Origin of the sequence: Sphingomonas ginsengisoli An et al. 2013 (genome assembly GCF_009363895.1) — a bacterium.
Classification (GTDB): Bacteria; Pseudomonadota; Alphaproteobacteria; order Sphingomonadales; family Sphingomonadaceae; genus Sphingomicrobium; species Sphingomicrobium ginsengisoli.
In genome coordinates, this window is sequence record NZ_CP045434.1 from 616,194 (window position 1) to 633,195 (window position 17,002).

Annotated in this window: 17 protein-coding genes and 1 tRNA gene; 10 read left to right on the forward strand and 8 right to left on the reverse strand. The window is 67.6% G+C overall.

Annotated features, from left to right (window positions below; genetic code table 11):
- Positions 1 to 44 precede the first annotated feature (44 nt).
- The gene (gene argH, locus GCU42_RS02965) at positions 45 to 1,448 is read left to right on the forward strand and encodes an argininosuccinate lyase (protein WP_114228362.1); all 1,404 of its coding nucleotides are present in this window, start codon (positions 45 to 47) and stop codon (positions 1,446 to 1,448) included.
- On the opposite strand, the gene GCU42_RS02970 is transcribed toward argH, so the two are convergent.
- From GCU42_RS02970 to argC, 5 genes are read right to left on the reverse strand one after another with little or no spacing between them, the layout of a single operon-like run.
- Positions 1,445 to 2,671: an argininosuccinate synthase gene (locus tag GCU42_RS02970; protein ID WP_114227911.1), complete on the reverse strand. Its 1,227-nt coding sequence runs from the start codon at positions 2,669 to 2,671 to the stop codon at positions 1,445 to 1,447. The two genes, argH and GCU42_RS02970, sit on opposite strands and share 4 nt — an antisense overlap.
- 3 nt (positions 2,672 to 2,674) lie before the next feature.
- A complete protein-coding gene (gene argF, locus GCU42_RS02975; protein WP_205214987.1) occupies positions 2,675 to 3,553 on the reverse strand; it encodes an ornithine carbamoyltransferase in 879 nt (292 codons plus the stop codon).
- The gene (gene argB / locus GCU42_RS02980) at positions 3,550 to 4,428 is read right to left on the reverse strand and encodes an acetylglutamate kinase (protein WP_114227909.1); all 879 of its coding nucleotides are present in this window, start codon (positions 4,426 to 4,428) and stop codon (positions 3,550 to 3,552) included. Before argB ends, argF begins: the two co-directional genes overlap by 4 nt.
- On the reverse strand, positions 4,425 to 5,588 hold the full coding sequence (argJ, locus tag GCU42_RS02985; protein ID WP_114227908.1) for a bifunctional glutamate N-acetyltransferase/amino-acid acetyltransferase ArgJ: 1,164 nt from the start codon (positions 5,586 to 5,588) through the stop codon (positions 4,425 to 4,427). The genes argB and argJ overlap by 4 nt, the downstream gene beginning before the upstream one ends.
- The gene (gene argC / locus GCU42_RS02990) at positions 5,585 to 6,601 is read right to left on the reverse strand and encodes an N-acetyl-gamma-glutamyl-phosphate reductase (protein WP_205214986.1); all 1,017 of its coding nucleotides are present in this window, start codon (positions 6,599 to 6,601) and stop codon (positions 5,585 to 5,587) included. The genes argJ and argC overlap by 4 nt, the downstream gene beginning before the upstream one ends.
- A gap of 58 nt (positions 6,602 to 6,659) precedes the next feature.
- Between argC and argR the strand changes: the two genes are divergently transcribed.
- Positions 6,660 to 7,112 (forward strand): arginine repressor, encoded by a 453-nt coding sequence (gene argR, locus GCU42_RS02995; protein WP_162789228.1) that lies wholly within the window; start codon positions 6,660 to 6,662, stop codon positions 7,110 to 7,112.
- A 5-nt stretch (positions 7,113 to 7,117) separates the two neighbouring features.
- Here argR and GCU42_RS03000 read toward each other — a convergent pair.
- A tRNA-Ile gene (locus tag GCU42_RS03000) sits at positions 7,118 to 7,189 on the reverse strand.
- A gap of 23 nt (positions 7,190 to 7,212) precedes the next feature.
- Here GCU42_RS03000 and GCU42_RS03005 point away from each other — a divergent pair.
- From GCU42_RS03005 to GCU42_RS03035, 7 genes are read left to right on the forward strand one after another with little or no spacing between them, the layout of a single operon-like run.
- Positions 7,213 to 7,677, forward strand: coding sequence for a lasso peptide biosynthesis B2 protein (locus GCU42_RS03005; protein WP_114227906.1), 465 nt, complete (start codon positions 7,213 to 7,215; stop codon positions 7,675 to 7,677).
- Positions 7,678 to 7,689: 12 nt separating this feature from the next.
- Positions 7,690 to 8,808: an EpsG family protein gene (locus GCU42_RS03010; protein WP_114227905.1), complete on the forward strand. Its 1,119-nt coding sequence runs from the start codon at positions 7,690 to 7,692 to the stop codon at positions 8,806 to 8,808.
- Positions 8,809 to 8,843: 35 nt separating this feature from the next.
- Positions 8,844 to 9,722, forward strand: a complete 879-nt coding sequence (gene rfbA, locus GCU42_RS03015; protein ID WP_114227904.1) for a glucose-1-phosphate thymidylyltransferase RfbA — start codon at positions 8,844 to 8,846, stop codon at positions 9,720 to 9,722.
- Complete coding sequence (rfbC, locus tag GCU42_RS03020) at positions 9,715 to 10,269, forward strand: dTDP-4-dehydrorhamnose 3,5-epimerase (RefSeq protein WP_114227903.1); 555 nt, start codon at positions 9,715 to 9,717, stop codon at positions 10,267 to 10,269. Before rfbA ends, rfbC begins: the two co-directional genes overlap by 8 nt.
- Positions 10,266 to 11,321, forward strand: coding sequence for a dTDP-glucose 4,6-dehydratase (gene rfbB / locus GCU42_RS03025; RefSeq protein ID WP_114227902.1), 1,056 nt, complete (start codon positions 10,266 to 10,268; stop codon positions 11,319 to 11,321). Before rfbC ends, rfbB begins: the two co-directional genes overlap by 4 nt.
- Positions 11,318 to 12,205, forward strand: a complete 888-nt coding sequence (gene rfbD, locus GCU42_RS03030; protein ID WP_114227901.1) for a dTDP-4-dehydrorhamnose reductase — start codon at positions 11,318 to 11,320, stop codon at positions 12,203 to 12,205. The genes rfbB and rfbD overlap by 4 nt, the downstream gene beginning before the upstream one ends.
- A complete protein-coding gene (locus GCU42_RS03035) occupies positions 12,202 to 13,263 on the forward strand; it encodes a glycosyltransferase family 4 protein (protein WP_114227900.1) in 1,062 nt (353 codons plus the stop codon). Before rfbD ends, GCU42_RS03035 begins: the two co-directional genes overlap by 4 nt.
- On the opposite strand, the gene GCU42_RS03040 is transcribed toward GCU42_RS03035, so the two are convergent.
- Positions 13,203 to 14,366, reverse strand: a complete 1,164-nt coding sequence (locus GCU42_RS03040) for a glycosyltransferase family 4 protein (RefSeq protein WP_168713091.1) — start codon at positions 14,364 to 14,366, stop codon at positions 13,203 to 13,205. The genes GCU42_RS03035 and GCU42_RS03040 overlap by 61 nt on opposite strands.
- Before the next feature lie 187 nt (positions 14,367 to 14,553).
- Between GCU42_RS03040 and GCU42_RS03045 the strand changes: the two genes are divergently transcribed.
- A complete protein-coding gene (locus GCU42_RS03045; RefSeq protein ID WP_240309478.1) occupies positions 14,554 to 15,708 on the forward strand; it encodes a glycosyltransferase in 1,155 nt (384 codons plus the stop codon).
- On the opposite strand, the gene GCU42_RS03050 is transcribed toward GCU42_RS03045, so the two are convergent.
- Complete coding sequence (locus tag GCU42_RS03050) at positions 15,651 to 16,859, reverse strand: glycosyltransferase family 4 protein (protein WP_152569428.1); 1,209 nt, start codon at positions 16,857 to 16,859, stop codon at positions 15,651 to 15,653. The two genes, GCU42_RS03045 and GCU42_RS03050, sit on opposite strands and share 58 nt — an antisense overlap.
- Between the last annotated feature and the right edge of the window lie 143 nt (positions 16,860 to 17,002).

The following is a 17,002-nucleotide window of genomic DNA, read 5'->3' on the forward strand; positions in this document are numbered from 1 at the left end:
CGGCTGGTGAAAAGCCCCGCCCCATGAGCCAGGACAGCAACAGCATGTGGGGCGGCCGCTTCGGCGGCGGTCCTTCCGCGATCATGCAGCAGATCAACGCCTCGATCCCGGTCGACCGGATCCTGTGGCCCGAGGACATCAAGGGCTCCAAGGCGCACGCCCGCATGCTCGCGGCACAGGGCATCCTGTCGGCGGAGGATGCCGACGCCATCGTCGCGGGGCTCGACCAGATCGCCACCGAGTTCGCCGAGCAGGGCGTGCCGGTGCGGATGGAGCTCGAAGACATTCACATGACCGTCGAGAACCGCCTGGCCGAGCTGATCGGCCCGGTGGCGGGGCGGCTGCACACCGCGCGCTCGCGCAACGACCAAGTGGCGACCGACTTCAAGCTGTGGACCCGCGGCACGGCGGTGCGGATGGCCGACACCATCGTCGAGCTGCAGAAGGTGCTGGTCGCGCGTGCCGAGGAACATGCCGAGACGATCATGCCCGGCTTCACCCACCTCCAGGTGGCGCAGCCGGTGACGCTCGGCCACCATCTGATGGCCTACGTCGAGATGCTGTTCCGCGATTTTCTGCGGTTCATGCAGGTGGTCAAGCTGGCCGACGAATGTCCGCTGGGGGCCGCGGCGCTGGCGGGGACGGGCTTTCCCATTGACCGCGCGGCGACCGCCAAGGCGCTCGACTTTTGGCACCCCACCGAGAACAGCCTCGACAGCGTTTCCGACCGCGATTTCGCCCTCGACTTCCTGTCGGCGGCGGCGATGTGCAGCCTGCATCTGTCGCGACTGGCGGAAGAAGTGATCCTGTGGGCGAGCCCGCCATTCGGTTTCGCCCGACTGTCGGATCAATGGTCGACCGGCTCGTCGATCATGCCGCAGAAGCGCAATCCCGACGCGGCCGAGCTGGTGCGCGGACATTCGGGGCGAATCGTCGGGCTGCTCAATGGCCTGATGATCACGATGAAGGGGCTGCCGCTGGCCTATTCGAAGGACATGCAGGACGACAAGGCGCCGACCTTCGAGGCGGCGGAGATGCTCGAACTGAGCCTCGCCGCGATCGGTGGGACGATCGAGAGCATGACCTTCGTGCCCGAACGGATGCGCGCGCTGGCGGCGAGCGGATACTCGACTGCGACCGACCTCGCCGACTGGCTAGTCCGCGAAGCCGGGGTGCCATTCCGCGAGGCGCATCATATCACCGGTTCGGCCGTCAAGGCGGCAGAGGAGCGCGGGTGTGACCTGTCCGACCTGCCGCTCGAGGCCTTGCAGGCGATCGACCCGCGCATCGACGCGCGCGTCTACGACGTGCTCAGCGTCGAGGCGTCGGTGGCGAGCCGCACCAGCCACGGCGGCACCGCGCCGGTCCGCGTGCGTGAGCAGATCGCCCGCTGGAAGGAGCGGTTCGAGAAGGGGCTCCCCCTCAAGCCGCCGGTGATGGTCGGCTAGGCCTGCAGCTTCTTGGCGCGCTGGGCGGCGATTCGCAGGCGCAGCGCGTTCAGGCGGATGAAGCCGGCGGCGTCGCGCTGGTCGTAGCTGCCGCTGCCTTCCTCGAAGGTGACCAGGTCCTCGTCGTAGAGCGAGGCCGGGCTGTCGCGCCCGATCACCGTCGCATTGCCCTTGTAGAGCTTCATGCGGACCGAGCCGGTGACATGCTCCTGGCTCTTGTCGATCAGCGCCTGGAGCATCTCGCGCTCGGGGGCGAACCAGAAGCCGTCGTAGATGAGGCTGGCGTAGCGCGGCATCATCGCGTCCTTGAGGTGCATCGCCCCGCCATCGAGCGTGATGCTTTCGATCCCGCGGTGGGCGGCGAGCAGGATGGTGCCGCCGGGGGTCTCATAGACGCCGCGCGACTTCATGCCGACGAAGCGATTCTCGACCAGGTCGAGGCGGCCGATGCCATTGTCATGGCCAAGCTGGTTGAGGCGGGTGAGGAGGGTCGCCGGGCTCAGCCGCTCGCCGTCGATCCCGACCGCGTCGCCTCGCTCGAACTCGATGCTGATCTCGGTCGCCTGGTCGGGCGCCTCCTCGGGGCTGATCGTCCGCTGATGGACGTACTCCGGGGCAGCCTGGCTCGGATCCTCGAGCACTTTCCCCTCCGACGAGGAGTGAAGGAGGTTGGCGTCGATCGAGAAGGGCGCGTCGCCGCGCTTGTCCTTGGCGATCGGAATCTGGTTTTTTTCGGCGAAGTCGAGCAGTTGCTCGCGGCTGGCGAACTGCCATTCCCGCCACGGGGCGATCACCCGGATGTCGGGCTCGAGCGCATAATAGCCGAGCTCGAAGCGGACCTGGTCGTTGCCCTTGCCGGTGGCGCCGTGACAGACCGCGTCGGCGCCGACCTGACGCGCAATCTCGATCTGGCGCTTGGCGATCAGCGGCCGGGCGATCGAGGTGCCGAGCAGATATTGGCCTTCATAGACCGTATTGGCGCGGAACATCGGGAAGACGAAGTCGCGGACGAATTCCTCGCGCAGATCCTCGATGAAGATGTTCTCTGGCTTGACCCCGAGCATCTCGGCCTTGCGCCGTGCCGGCTCGACTTCCTCGCCCTGGCCGAGGTCGGCGGTGAAGGTAACCACCTCGGCGTCATATTCGGTCTGCAGCCACTTCAAAATGATCGAGGTGTCGAGCCCGCCCGAATAAGCGAGGACGACCTTGAGTTTCTTGGCCATGGTTCAGAACTCTTCTGAAGAAGGGACGTCGAGCAGCCAGAGCAGCGCGCCGCGTGCCGTGTGCATGCGATTGATGGCCTGCTGCCAGACCGCGGAGCGGGGCCCGTCGATCACCTCAGCGGTGACTTCCTCGCCGCGATGGGCGGGCAGGCAATGGAGGAAATGGGCGTCGGGCGCATTGGCCATGAGCTTGGCATTGACTTGATAGTCCTTGAGCTCGGCCAACCGGCGCTCACGCTCGTCGTCCTGGCCCATCGAGACGAAGACGTCGCTGTAGACGATGTCGGCGCCGCTGACGGCCGCGGCGGCGTCCTCGGTCTGGCGGGTGCCGGCAGGGGCGTCGGTGAGCTGGTAGGCGGCGGGGGCGGCGATAATCAGCTCGGCGCCGAGCAGGGCGCAGCCTTCCGCCAGCGACCGCGCGACATTGTTGTCGCCATCGCCCACGTAGGCGATCTTCACGCCCTCGATCCGGCCGCACAGCTCGTCGATGGTCTTGAGGTCCGCGAGCGCCTGAAGCGGATGGTCGGTGGCCGACAGCATGTTGAGCACCGGCGCCGCGTTCACCGCCGCCATCTGCTCGAGCAGGCCGTGGTCGAACACCCGCGCGGCGATGACCCGGTGGTAGCAGGCAAGGGTGCGGATGATGTCGGGGACGCTTTCGCGGCTGCCGAGGCCGATTTCCTGTGGCTGAAGATAGACCGGGTGCAGCCCGAGCTGGGCGGCCGCCAACTCCATCGAGTTGCGGGTGCGCGCGCTCGGCTTCTCGAAATAGAGAGCGACGCCCTGGCCGCCATCGAGGCGGCGGGCGCGGCCGCTGGACAAGCCGAGGATAGTGCGGAGATCGTCGGCCGAGAGGTCGGCGATGCGGAGGAGGTGCCTCACCAGCTTGCTTCCTGCTTGATCATAGTCCCGATGCCGTGCGCGGTAAGCAGTTCGATCAGCAGCGCATGGGGTACCCGGCCATCGATGATGTGAGCGAAGTTGACGCCCTGCTCGACCGCGTCGGCACAGGCCGTCAGCTTGGGGATCATGCCTCCGCCGACGCTGGCGTCGCTGATCCGCGCGCGGAGTTCGGCGGCAGTGAGCCGCGGGACGAGGGTATTTTCATCCTTCGGGTCTTCGAGAAGGCCGGGCGCGGCGGTCATATAAACGATCTTCTCCGCCCGCATCGCGACCGCGATGGCGCGCGCGGCTTCGTCGGCGTTGACGTTGTAAGGCTGGCCCGCCGGATCGGCGCCGACGGTCGAGACCACCGGCAGCAGGCCGTCGTCGAGCAGACGGTGCAGTAATTCGGCGCGTACCTGGGTAACGTCGCCGACGAAGCCGAGCGAGGCGTCGCGCGGAGAGACGGTCAGCAGCCCGGCATCCTCGCCCGAGACGCCGACCGCGGCGGGTTCGGCGCCGGCCTGGCCGTTGATGGTGGCGACGAGGTCGCGGTTGATTTTGCCGACCAGCACCATGCGGACGATCTCGAGCGTCTCGGCGTCGGTGACGCGAAGGCCGTCACGGAACTCAGGTTCCTTGCCGACGCGGCGAAGCATCGCGTCGACCTGCGGCCCGCCGCCGTGGACCAACACGCAGCGCACCCCAACCGAGCGCAGCAGCAGCACGTCCTGTGCGAGTGCGAGGTCGCTCGCCTCGTCGATCGCCGCGCCGCCGAGCTTCACCACGATCGACTTGCCGGCGAACTGGCGGATGTAGGGGAGGGCCTCGACCAGGATTTGGGCGGTGCCTCCGGGGGACAAGACTGGCGTCATGACGTCTTCGAATTTTCCTTGATGTAACCCGGCCCGAGGTCGATCCCGATCATTCGCGCCGAGCCCTGGCCGGCTCCGAGATGGACCTCGATCGAGAACTCGTCGCCCATCATGTGCTCGGTCAGCGCCTGAGCGTCGTGGGCGATATTGATGCCTGCTTCGGCGACGCGGATCCCCCCATAAGCGACGAAGGTGCGCTCGACCTCCATCGCCACGCCGCACGAGCCGGCGGCGGCAAGCAGGCGGCCCCAATAGGGATCGCTGCCGTACCAGCTGCACTTGACCAGGTTATTCTCGGCGATCGACTTGGCCGCGATCCGCGCCTCGGCATCGCTGGCGGCGCCGGTGACGTGAAGGTGGGCGATGCGGGTCATCCCCTCGGCGTCGCGGGCCATCTTCATGGTCAGCTCGCGGCAGGCCTGCTCGACCGCGCGGCCGAAGCCGTCGAGATCGGACGGGGTCCCCCGGCGGCCGCTGGCGAACAGCATCGCGGTGTCGTTAGTGCTGGTCGCCCCGTCGACATTGAGCGTGTTGAAAGTGTTCGCCGAAGCGCTCGCCAGCATCGCCTGGAGGGTTTCGCGAGGGACGTCGGCGTCGGTCGTCAGGAAGGCGAGCATGGTCGCCATGTTGGGCGCGATCATCCCGCAGCCCTTGGCCATGCCGCCCAGCGTCCAGCCGTCGCCGCAGATGACGACCTCCTTCGACACATGGTCGGTGGTGAGGATGCCGCGCGCGGCGTCCTCGCCCCCGCCACGGCCGAGCTTTTTCACCAACTTTGGCGTGGCGGCGAGGATCGGCTCCATCGGTAGCGGAGTGCCGATGATTCCGGTCGAGCAGACAAGCACATCGCCGGTCGCCGCACCGAGCGCGTCGGCGGCGGCGGCGCCCATGGCCTCGGCAGCGGCCAGCCCGGCCGCACCGGTGCCGGCGTTGGCATTGCCCGAATTGACGATCACCGCCGTCGCGCGTCCGCCATTGGCGGCGAGCAGGCTGCGGTCGAGCGTCACCGGGGGCGCGGCGAATTTGTTCTGGGTGAAGACCGCCGCGCAGGTGACCGGCTGGCGATCCTCGGTGGCGAGCAGCGCCATGTCGTAGCGCCGCCGCTTGATCCCGGCATGGAGTCCGGAGGCAACGAAGCCCTCGGGGGCGGTAACGCTCATGGATAGACTCCGCAGACGCTGAGACCGGCGGTCTCGGGCAGGCCGAACATCAAATTGGCGCACTGGATCATCTGTCCGGCGGCGCCCTTGCCGAGATTGTCGATCGCCGCAATCGCCAGCACGCGACCGGTGCGCTGATCGTAGCGCGCCGTCAGCTGAACCGCGTTCGAGCCCGCCACCCACTTGGTCGCGGGCGGCTCGGCGGTGACATGGACGAACGGTTCGTCGGCATAGGCTGCGCGGAAAACGTCGAGCGGCTCGTCGGCGGTCATCGGCCGGGCGGCGGTACCGTAGCAGGTGGCGAGGATGCCGCGGGTCATTGGCGCGAGGTGCGGGGTGAACAGCACTTCGCTGCCGAGCGCCTGCTCCATCTCGGCGGTGTGGCGGTGGTCGAGCAGGCCGTAGGCGCTGAGGCTGCCGGCAACGGTATTGAAGCTGGTGCCCTCCTTGAGTGCACGGCCGGCGCCGCTGACACCCGAGGCGGCGTCGACGATGAGCGATCCCGGCACGATCAGCCCGGCGTCGAGCAAGGGCTTGGTCGCCAGGATGGTCGCGGTCGGATAGCAGCCCGCCGCCGCCACCGCGTCGACGGCGCTAATCTCGTCGCGATGGAATTCAGGGATTCCATAGACAAAGCGGTCGAGAGACTCGGGCGCGGCGTGCTCATGGCCGTACCAGCGAGCATAGACGGCCGGATCTGCGAGCCGGAAGTCGGCGCCGAGGTCGACCAGCTTGAGCCCGCGGGCGAGGATGGCGCCGGCGATCTTCTGGCTCTCGCCGTGAGGCAGGGCGGCGAACACGAGGTCGACGTCGTCGAGCGCTTCGAGCGCGAACCGTTCGACGGTGGCCGTAGCATAGGCTGGCGCGACGTGCGGATGGACGGCGGCCAGCGGCTGCCCCGCCTTGCTGTCGCCGAACAGCCGGGTGGCGGTGATGTCGGGGTGCGCGGCGAGGCAACGCAGCAATTCGCCCCCGACGTAACCGGAAGCGCCAAGTAGGGCGGCTCGAATCATCAGGCGGTGCCCTATCGCGGCAATTGCATGTTTATGCAAGGCAATGCATATTATTGCGATGACCGATGCCCGCCTTCGTCGCCAGCGCCTGATCGCCGACCTGCTTCGAAGCCGCGCGGTCGCGAGCCAGGATGCCCTGCTGGCCGTCCTCCGCGAGGAGGGGTTCGCAACCACCCAGGCGACGATCTCGCGCGATCTCGAGCAGCTTGGCGCGGTCAAGCTTCGCCGCGCCGGGATCACTAGCTATGCGCTGCCCGACGAGGCGAGCGTCGCCAACGCTCCCGAGCGGCGGTTGCGCGCGATTTTTGCTGAGTGGGTGCGGTCAATCGAGCCGGTCGGCCAGCTGGTTGTCTTGAGGACTCCGCCGGGCTCGGCGCATCTGGTCGGGGTCGCGCTCGACCAGGCGCAGCTTGCCGAGGTGGCGGGAACAATCTGCGGCGACGACACGATCTTCATCGCCGTCCGCAATGCCGAAGCTGCTATGGCTCTAGCCGACCGGCTGCGCGGGTAGGAAAGTGGGCCCGGAGGGATTCGAACCCCCAACCTGGCCGTTATGAGCGGCTGGCTCTACCATTGAGCTACAGGCCCCGGACGGGGCGATAGCGAGGAGCTTGGCAGCGGGCAATCGGCGGCGCTACCGCTCGTTCGTGCCGCGCCATCCGCCCTCCGACTATCTCCGTTTCATCGAAGCGGCGGCGTCGCTGACCCTCGCCAGCATGGCGATCCGCTGGTTGCCCTTCGAGCGCCTCGTCCGCACGATGGGGAAGGGACCGCCGCTGGCCGGGACACAGAAAGCGACGGAACTCGAAGCGGTTCGCCGGGCGGTCCAGCGCGCTTCGGCACGGCTGCCCTGGCGGACGGTCTGCTTTCAGGAAGGGCTCGCCGCGCACTGGCTGCTGCGCCGGCGCGGGATCGACAGTCGACTTCACTATGGCATCCGCCCGGAGGGCGACCGGCTGAGCGCGCACGTCTGGGTCGAAGCTGACGGCGCGGTCGTGATCGGCGAGGAGGAGCGCGGGCAGCCCCACGTCCGGGTCGCGATCTTCCCGCCAGAGGTGCCCCCGACCACGCTGTGAGGGCGCCGGCGCATGGACGAGCCTCGCGCCGCTTCGTATAGCCGCCTCGCCTTGACGCCTTATCTTCTCCTCTTCGCCTTCTTCGCGCTAGGCGCGCTGTTCAGCGAACCGGTCGTGGCGGCAGCCGACGGACGTCCCGCGGCCGAACCGTCCCCGCCAGCACCGCACCACATCCCGCTGATGCTGATCGTCGGCGGATTGCTGATGGCGGTGATGATCGGACTGCGCTTCCGCGTCGGCGGCGACTGGGACACCTACACGTCCTATTGGGACTATGCCGCGACGGCGAGCCTCGCCGAGATGCTCGATTTCGGCGATCCGGCCTACCAATTCCTCAACTGGGGCGGACAGCAGCTCGGGCTCGACATCTGGTCGGTCAATCTCGTCTGCGGATTGCTGTTCAGCCTGGGCCTGATCCGCTTTGCGCGGACCCAACCGCTGCCGTGGCTGGTGGTGGTGGTCGCCATCCCCTACCTCGTGGTGGTCGTCGCGATGGGCTACACCCGGCAGGCGGTGGCGATCGGCCTGCTGCTCGGCGGAATGGCATCGCTCTTTCGCGGCGGAAGCCTGCTCCGCTTTGCCGTTTACGTCGTTCTCGCCGCGCTCTTCCACAAGACGGCGGTGCTCGCGCTGCCGCTGATCATCTTCTCACGCAAGCGCAATCGCCTGTTGACCCTGCTCGGCGGGCTGTTGCTGTTCTACGCGCTCTATGCGGCCTTGCTCGCCGACAATGTCGACAAGCTCGTCACCAACTATATCCAGGCCGAATATCAGAGTTCGGGCGCGGCGATCCGGGTCGGCCTCAGCCTCATCCCCGCCTTGCTGTTCCTTGCGTCCCCGGGCAGGTTTGCGTTCGACGACCTCCAGCGCGGTTTCTTCCGGTTGAGCAGCTGGGTAACAATTGCGCTGCTGGTCGCGCTGGTGACCACGCCCTCGAGTACCGCGGTCGACCGAATGGCGCTCTACATGTTTCCGCTCCAGCTGGCGGTGATGAGCCGGCTGCCGCTGGCTTTTCCCAATATCGCCAACCGCTTCGTCATCGTCTGCTATGCGCTCGCCATCGAGCTGGTCTGGCTCGATTTCGCGGACTTTGCCTACAAGTGGCTACCCTATCGGACCTATCTCCTTTAGACAGACCGGACGGCAGGCGAAAAGGCGAGGGACGGTTGAAGGGCATCATTCTCGCCGGCGGCAGCGGCAGCCGGCTCTATCCGGCGACGCTCAGCGTCTCCAAGCAGTTGCTGCCGGTCTACGACAAGCCGATGATCTACTACCCGCTCGGCGTGCTGATGCTGGGCGGGATCCGCGATATTCTGATCATTTCGACACCGCGCGACCTGCCGGCGTTCCGTGATCTGCTCGGCGACGGCAGCGATTATGGCATCACCTTGAGCTATGCCGAGCAAGCGGCGCCCAACGGATTGGCCGAAGCCTTCATCATCGGCCGTGAGTTCATCGGCGACGATCCGGTCGCGCTGATCCTCGGAGACAACATCTTCTACGGCGCCGGCCTGCCCGACCTGATCTGCGAGGCCGCGACGCTGAGCAAGGGCGCGCGCGTCTTCGCTTATGCGGTCGAGGATCCCGAGCGCTACGGCGTGGTCTCCTTCGATGCCGAGGGGCGGGCGGTGTCGATCGAGGAAAAGCCCGCCAAACCCGCTTCGCGCTGGGCAGTCACCGGGCTCTACCTCTACGACAATGACGTGGTCGAGATCGCCGCCGGGCTGTCGCCGTCGCCGCGGGGCGAGCTCGAGATCACCGACGTCAACCGGGCCTATCTCGCGAATGGGACGCTCGAGGTGCGGACGCTCGGCCGCGGGTTCGCCTGGCTAGACACCGGCACGCATGAGAGCCTGCAGGACGCCGGCAGCTTCGTCCGCGCGGTCGAGCATCGCCAGGGGCTCAAGATCTGCTGCCTCGAAGAGATCGGCTTCGAGCAGGGGTGGCTCGATAGTGCCAGCGTGCTCGCCCGCGCCGATCGCCTCGGCAAGACGCCTTACGCCGCTTATTTGCGCCGGCGAGTGACCGAGCCTGTCCATGGTTGAGGTCCGGCAGACCGCGCTTCCCGGCGTGCTCGAATTGCGGCCGATCCGACGCGGCGACGAACGCGGTTTCTTTTCCGAGGTCTGGAACGCGCGCGACTGGGCGGCGGCCGGGATCGACCGCCCATTCGTCCAGGACAATCACAGTTGCTCGGCGCGCGGGGTATTGCGCGGCCTCCACTATCAGCTCGAACCATTCGCCCAGGCCAAATTGGTGCGGGTGAGCCGGGGCCGGGTGCTCGACGTCGCGGTCGACATCCGGGCCGGCAGCGCCACCTTCGGCCGGTGGGCCGGGGCGATCCTTTCGGCCGAGGAGTGGAACCAGCTGTTCATCCCGCCGGGGTTCGCGCACGGTTTCCTCGCGCTCGAGGACGGCTGCGAGGTCCAGTATAAGGTCGACGCTCTCTACAGCGCGGCACACGATCGCGGTATCGACCCGTTCGATCCGGCGATCGGGGTCCAATGGCCGATGGAACGTTCGGAAATACTGCTCTCCGACAAGGACCGCGCCGCGCCGCTCCTCAAGGATGCCGAGGCGATGCGCTCATGAAGACGATCCTCGTCACCGGCAGTGCGGGCTTCATCGGCAGTGCGGTCGCGCGGCGGCTGGTCGGGCAGGGGCGGCGGGTCGTCTCGCTCGACAAGCTGACCTATTCGGGCTCGCTCACCTCGCTGCGTGAGATCGAGGGCGCCGCCAACCATCGCTTCGTCCACGGCGATATCGGCGACACCGAGCTGGTCGGACGGTTGCTACGCGAGGAAGGCGTCGAGGGTGTCATGCACCTGGCAGCCGAAAGCCATGTCGACCGCTCGATCGATGGGCCCGGCGTGTTTGTCGAGACGAATGTCGTGGGCACCTTCCGCCTGCTGAGCGCGGTGCTCGACTATTGGCGTTCGCTCTCGAGCGAAGGGCAGGCGAACTTCCGCTTCCACCACGTTTCAACCGATGAGGTGTTCGGCGACCTTCCGTTCGACGCGGGCTATTTTACCGAGGAAACGCCCTATCGGCCGTCGTCGCCTTACTCGGCATCCAAGGCGGCCAGCGACCATTTCGTCCGCGCGTGGCATGAAACCTACGGTCTGCCGGTGGTGCTCTCCAATTGCTCGAACAACTACGGGCCCTACCACTTTCCCGAGAAGCTGATCCCGTTGGTCATCCTTAACGCGCTCGATGGACAGCCGCTGCCGGTCTATGGGCGCGGCGAGAACGTCCGCGACTGGCTGTTCGTCGAGGACCACGCCGCCGCGCTGGAAGCGGTGCTCACCCGCGGCGCGGTCGGCGAGAGTTACAATGTGGGCGGCCGCGCCGAGCGCACCAACCTGCAGGTGGTCGAAGCGATCTGCGACCTGCTTGACGAGCGCCGTCCGCTGCCGGACGGACGGCCGCGCCGCGCGCTGATCGAGTTCGTCACCGATCGGCCTGGGCACGATCGCCGCTATGCGATCGATGCGAGCAAGATCGAGCGCGAGCTCGGCTGGCGAGCGCAGAAGAGTTTCGCCAGCGGGCTCGCCCGGACGGTCGACTGGTATCTGGCCAACGACTGGTGGTGGCGCCCCTTGCGCGAGCGCTATGCGGGGGAGCGTTTGGGTCGCACGGCATGAAGCTGCTGGTGACTGGGCGCGAGGGCCAACTGGTGCGCAGCCTGGTCGAGCGGGCCGCTGCGTCTTCGCACGTCAAGATGATCACTGCCGGGCGGCCGGAGGTCGATCTCGCCGTGCCGGGGGCGATCCGCGCGGCGATCCTCGCCAACCGGCCCGACCTGGTGATCAACGCCGCGGCCTACACGCTGGTCGACCAGGCCGAGGACGAGCCAGCGCTCGCTCACCGTGTCAATGCCGAGGCGGCCGGCGAGGCGGCGGCGGCCGCGGCCGAGGTCGGCGCGCCGACCGTTCAGATCTCGACCGATTATGTGTTCGACGGGGCAGCCACGCAGGCGATTGCCGAGGACCGGCCGACCGACCCCATCAATCGCTATGGCGCGACCAAACTGGCCGGCGAAGAGGCGGTGCGGGCGGGCAATCCCCGCCATGTCATTCTGCGGACGGCGTGGGTCATAAGTCCGTTCGGCCGCAATTTTGTCACCGCGATGTTGGGCGCGGCCTCGACCCGGTCCGAGCTGACGGTGGTGGCCGACCAACGCGGGAGCCCGACCAGCGCGCTCGATTTGGCTGACGCGATCTTCCGCCTGGCGATGCTGATTGCTGAAGGACGCGAGGGACTGCTCGGGCGGACTTTCCACCTTGCCGGCAGCGGCGACGCGAGTTGGTGCGAGCTGGCGCAGGCGATCATGGACGAGGCTGCGGCGCACGGCCTGCCGCACGCGGCCATCAGGCCGATCCCGTCGACCGACTGGCCTACTCGCGCCCGGCGCCCGGCCTATTCGGTGCTCGACAGCCGGATCTGCGCCGCAGCGACCGGTTTCGTCATGCCCGACTGGCGCACATCGGTGGCGACGATCGTGAGGCGGCTCGCCCGATCCGCATGAAGGTCCTCGCCTTCACCAAATACGACCGTGAGGCGGCGAGCACCCGCCAACGGCTGCTACAATATCTACCTGCCTTCTCGACAGCCGGAATTACGGTCGATTACCAGCCGCTACTCGACGACGCCTACATCCGCAGCCTGACCGGCCACGGCAAACCATCGCGGGCGAGGATCGCGCGCTCCTATCTCTCGCGCTTGGCCACGCTACGGCGGCGACCCGATGCCGACCTCATCTGGGTCTATGCCGAGCTCTTTCCCTGGCTCCCGGCGCGCTTCGAGCGCGTGGTGCATCGCTGGGGCATCCCGGTGATCTACGACTTCGATGACGCCTTTTTCGTACCCTACGACGAGCATCCGCGCGGAGCGGCGCGGCTCCTGCTACGCGACAAACTGCGGCCACTGATCGAGGGAGCAGCGGCCTGCACCTGCGGCAATGCTTACCTGCGCGACTATGCGGCCCGCTGGTGCGAGCGCAGCCTGGTGGTGCCGACGGTTGTCGACACCGAGCGCTATGTGCCTGTGGCGGCGCCGGACGCGCCGCCGGTCATCGGCTGGATCGGCTCGCCTTCGACCTGGGCCAATGTCCGGCCCTTGCTCCCGATGCTGGCGCAGCTGCACCGCGAGACCGGCGCCCGCATCCGCGCGATAGGGGCAGGCCGGGGGGCCGAGGCGGATCGATTCGAGGGCCTCGACCTCGTCGAGTGGAGCGAGGCGAGTGAGATCGCCGAAGTCCAGCGCTTCACGATCGGGATCATGCCGCTGATCGACGCTCCGTTTCAGCGCGGCAAGAGCGGTTACAAGCTGATCCAATATATGGCCTGCGGACTGCCGACGGTGGCCTCGCCGGTCGGGGTCAACCGGCAGATCGTGATCGAGGGCGAGACCGGTTTTCTGGTCGAGAATGCCAACCAATGGAGGGAGCGGTTGCGCGCCCTGCTGGCCGATCCGGCCTTGCGAGCCCGGCTTGGCGCCGCCGGGCGGCAGCGCGCGGTTGCCGCTTACTCGCTCGCCAATGAAGCGCCGCGGTTGATCGAGCTGTTCCGATCGGTCGCCGGCTGAGGCAATCCGAGCGCTTCGCGCATTTTCACGCGCCACCCGTCAACTCCGAACCGCTCCGCCATCAGCGCCGCGCCGCGGCGACCGAGCGCTTCGGCCAGGGCCGGGTCGCCGAGCAAACGCGCCATTCGTTCGGCGACGCCCGCATCGTCGTCGACTTCGACCAGATAGCCGGTGGAACCCTCCTCGACGATCTCCTCCGGACCGCCGCAGCGGGTGGCGATGACGGGCACGCCGTGCGCGCTCGCTTCCTGACAGGTGAGGGAAAAGCTCTCGCTATGCGACAGCACCAGCGCGGCGCGGGCTTCGGCGAGCAATGGGGACGGATCGTCGACGAAGCCGAAGAAGCGGATCCGCGCCGCACCAGGTCCGGCGGCGGCGGCTTCCTCAAGCTCGGCGCGATAGGCGCGGTTCTTGGCCAGTCCCATGTCTCCGCCGTGGAAATGCAGCTCGGCTTGCGGAAAGTCGGCGGCGATCCTGTGGAAGGCGCGGATCGCGGTGTCCTGGCCTTTGCCCTCGATGTAGTTGGCGACGAACAGCAGGATCGGGCGGCGGGTGCCTGGGGTGACGCTCGGTACTGTCATGGCCGGATCGTAAATCAGGCCATCGGGGGCGAGGGCAGCCGTTCGCTGGATGAAACTCGACACGGCAAGCAGGCGGTCGCTCCATCGCCGGGCCGCGGCGAGCCAAAAGCGACCCGGCGCGCCGAAGCGTCGCACGTCGATTCGCACCACTGTCACGATCCGTCCGCGCCAGCCGAGTGGTCGGACGAGCGGACCGGGCAGGAGGTAGAAGTCGTTGACCTGGAGGGTTTGCACCTCGCGCTCTTCGAGCAGCCGCTTGAGCCGAACGGCGGCGCGCCAGGTTGCCCAAGGGTAAGCGGCGATTCCGCCGAGCGAGCGGCGAAGCCTCGGCAGCGGGATCGTCACCAATTGCACGTTGGCGCGCAGGCGCTCGGCCGGCACGCTCGAACCTTTTGGCAGGATCAAGAGGAACCGCGCCTCGTCCGCGAAAAAGCCGGCGGCGCGGCAGGCTGCGGTCACTGCGCCGGTGATCGCGACGCTCCCGTCGAGGATCGCGACGAGGGGGAGGGCCGGGGCGGTCACCCGCGTGGCTTGCGCGGTCGCACCCTGCATGGCAACCCTCGCGCGCCGTCCGCACCGAAAGCCCGCCGTGACCAGCCGCAGCGCGGTACCGCCCGCCGATATCCTGATGCTCATTCCCAACCTCGGGATGGGCGGTGCGCAGCGGGTCTTCCGCGATCATTCGCGGCTGCTCGCCGAGCGCTATCGGGTGGTCGACGTCGCCTTCAATCTCGATGGCGGCGAACAGTTTGCGAGCGGCAATCCGTTGCTGTCGCTCGACGTCGAGGGCGGCGGCGGTCCGCTCGCCAAGCTGAGGAATTTCGCGCGGCGGGTTGCGGCGCTGCGCCGGATCAAGCGCGAAAGCGGGGCGCGGCTGTGTATCAGCCACATGCCGGGTGCCGATTACGTCAATCTGCTCAGCCGCGGCGACGAGCGGACGATCGCAGTGGTGCATGGCTCCAAGCAGGGCGATCGCGGGCTGAGTGGACTGTCGGGCTGGCTCCAGAACAGAATCCTGCAACCGCTGCTTTACCGCCGGGCCGACCGTGTCGTCACCGTCAGCCGCGCCATCGCGACCGAACTCGGTAAGTTAGGAACGCCGGATAACCGCTTATCGGCCATCAATAATTTCTTCGATGGGGACGCGATCCGCGCGGCTGCAAGGGTTCCGCTGACGGCCGACGAACAGACCCTGTTCGACGCGGCGCCCGTGCTCGCGACCAGCGGACGGCTGCATCCGCAAAAGAACCACCCTGCGCTTCTGGAGATGTTCGCCGAACTACGCCGCGCGCGACCGGCGCGCCTGCTGATCCTTGGCGACGGAGAGCTGCGCGACGACCTGCTCGCCCGGGCCGAAGCGCTTGGCCTGGTGACCTGGGCCGCCTGGCGTGACGAACAGCTTCGCCCGGGGTGCGACGTCTATCTGCTCGGAGCTCGCCAAAATCCATTTCAGTGGCTCACCCGGGCCACCCTCTTCGTTTTTCCCTCACGCTGGGAGGGATTCCCGCTTGCCCTGTGCGAGGCGATGATCTGCGGACTTCCGGTGATGAGCGCCGACTGCCCGACCGGCCCGCGCGAAATCCTTGCGCCGGCGAGCGACGAGCCAGCCTCGCCGCTCGACCATGCCGAAGACGCTCAGTTCGGTCTGCTGCTGCCGATGCTCGATGACGGGCCAGCGGGCGCATCGTCGCGAAGGCGATGGCTTGGAGCGATCAGCCGACTGTTCGATGAAGCGGACGAACGCCGCCGTCTAGGGCAGGCTGGCGAGGCGCGGATGGCGGACTTCAGCCGCGAACGAATCGGCGCTCAGTGGTTTGCGCTCGTCGATGAGGTGCTGGGGTCTTCACCGAGCAGCGCTTCGTAAAGGGCACGATAGCGGTTGGTGCAGGCGTCCATGTCGAATCGGCGGAAGGCACGGGTCGCGTTGCGGGCATGTCGGCGACGCAAGGTCGGGTCGTCGATGTAGGCCTGGAGGGCAGCGCGAAGCTGCGACACGAACGGTGGCCCCGAGCCGGCCTCGAGCAGCGTCCCCGCCGGCCCCTCGTCCGTCGCGAGCATCTGCGGAATCTCGCCGACGCCGGTGGCGACGACCGGACAGCCGACTGACAGCGCCTCGCTGATGACGGTGGGAAGCGATTCGGCCGGGTAGGTGGTCGGCAAGGCGAAGACGTGCGAGCGCGCCATGGTTCGGGCGGGCTCTGCGTCGAAGCCGGCGAACAGGATTCGGCGATCACTGCCATGACGTCGTTTGAGCTCGTCGAGATACGCGCCTTCGCCGACCAGGTTGAGCCGGACGTCGCCTCGCAGCAGTTCGAACGCCTCGAGCAGGGGTTGCCACCCCTTTTCCGGGATTGTCCCGCGTGCTGCCATGGTGATCGTGAACGGACCGGGCGGGTCGCTCGGCCCGGCGCCGAAGCCGGACGGCCGCTCGACGCCATTGTAGATGTCGACGAGCCGCTCGGGCGCGATCCGATATTGATCGGTGAACTGGGCTTGCTGTTCCGCAGAGATGGTGACGAACCGGTCGACCGTTCCAAGCACCCGGTCACGCCGCTCGGCCCAATGCGCGCGGCGGCTCGTCTCGTTCGCGCTGCCGCTATTTTCGTCGAAAGTTCGGTAGTCGCCGTGGAGGGTCGAGACGAGCCGCAGGTGCGGATGTCGCGTCTTGAGCGCGGCGGCGATCCAGTCGGCGCCGAACAAGTGGCTGTGGACGATGTCGTAGGCGGGCAGATGACGGTCGATCCAGCGGGTCGTCAGTCGGGTGCGGAGCGGGGCGTGCGCCAACGGCTCGAGCAGTTTGTCGGCTCGCTTGAGCCAGCGCAGCAGCGGCAGCCTTGCCGGGCGGACGACGACGCGCGGACGGGTGCGGAGGACCGCCGGATGAAAGTGGTCGGCATGGAGGCAGACGAGATCGCAGGCGATCCCGGCCCGCTGCAGGTGGTCGGTCAAGCGCAGCGCGAACAGCTCGGCCCCGCCCACGACCATCGCCTCGGTCAGCATCAGAATGCGCAGCACTGGTCTCCGTGGCTGTTCGGAACGTCGCCAGAAAAGGCTGGCGCGGATGGGGAGGGGTGCTAACCCGCGCGGGCGCCATGCTCAATCGCTTGCTCGAGATCCCCGTCCCGACGGCCGCCATGGCAGCATACCCGCCCTTGGAA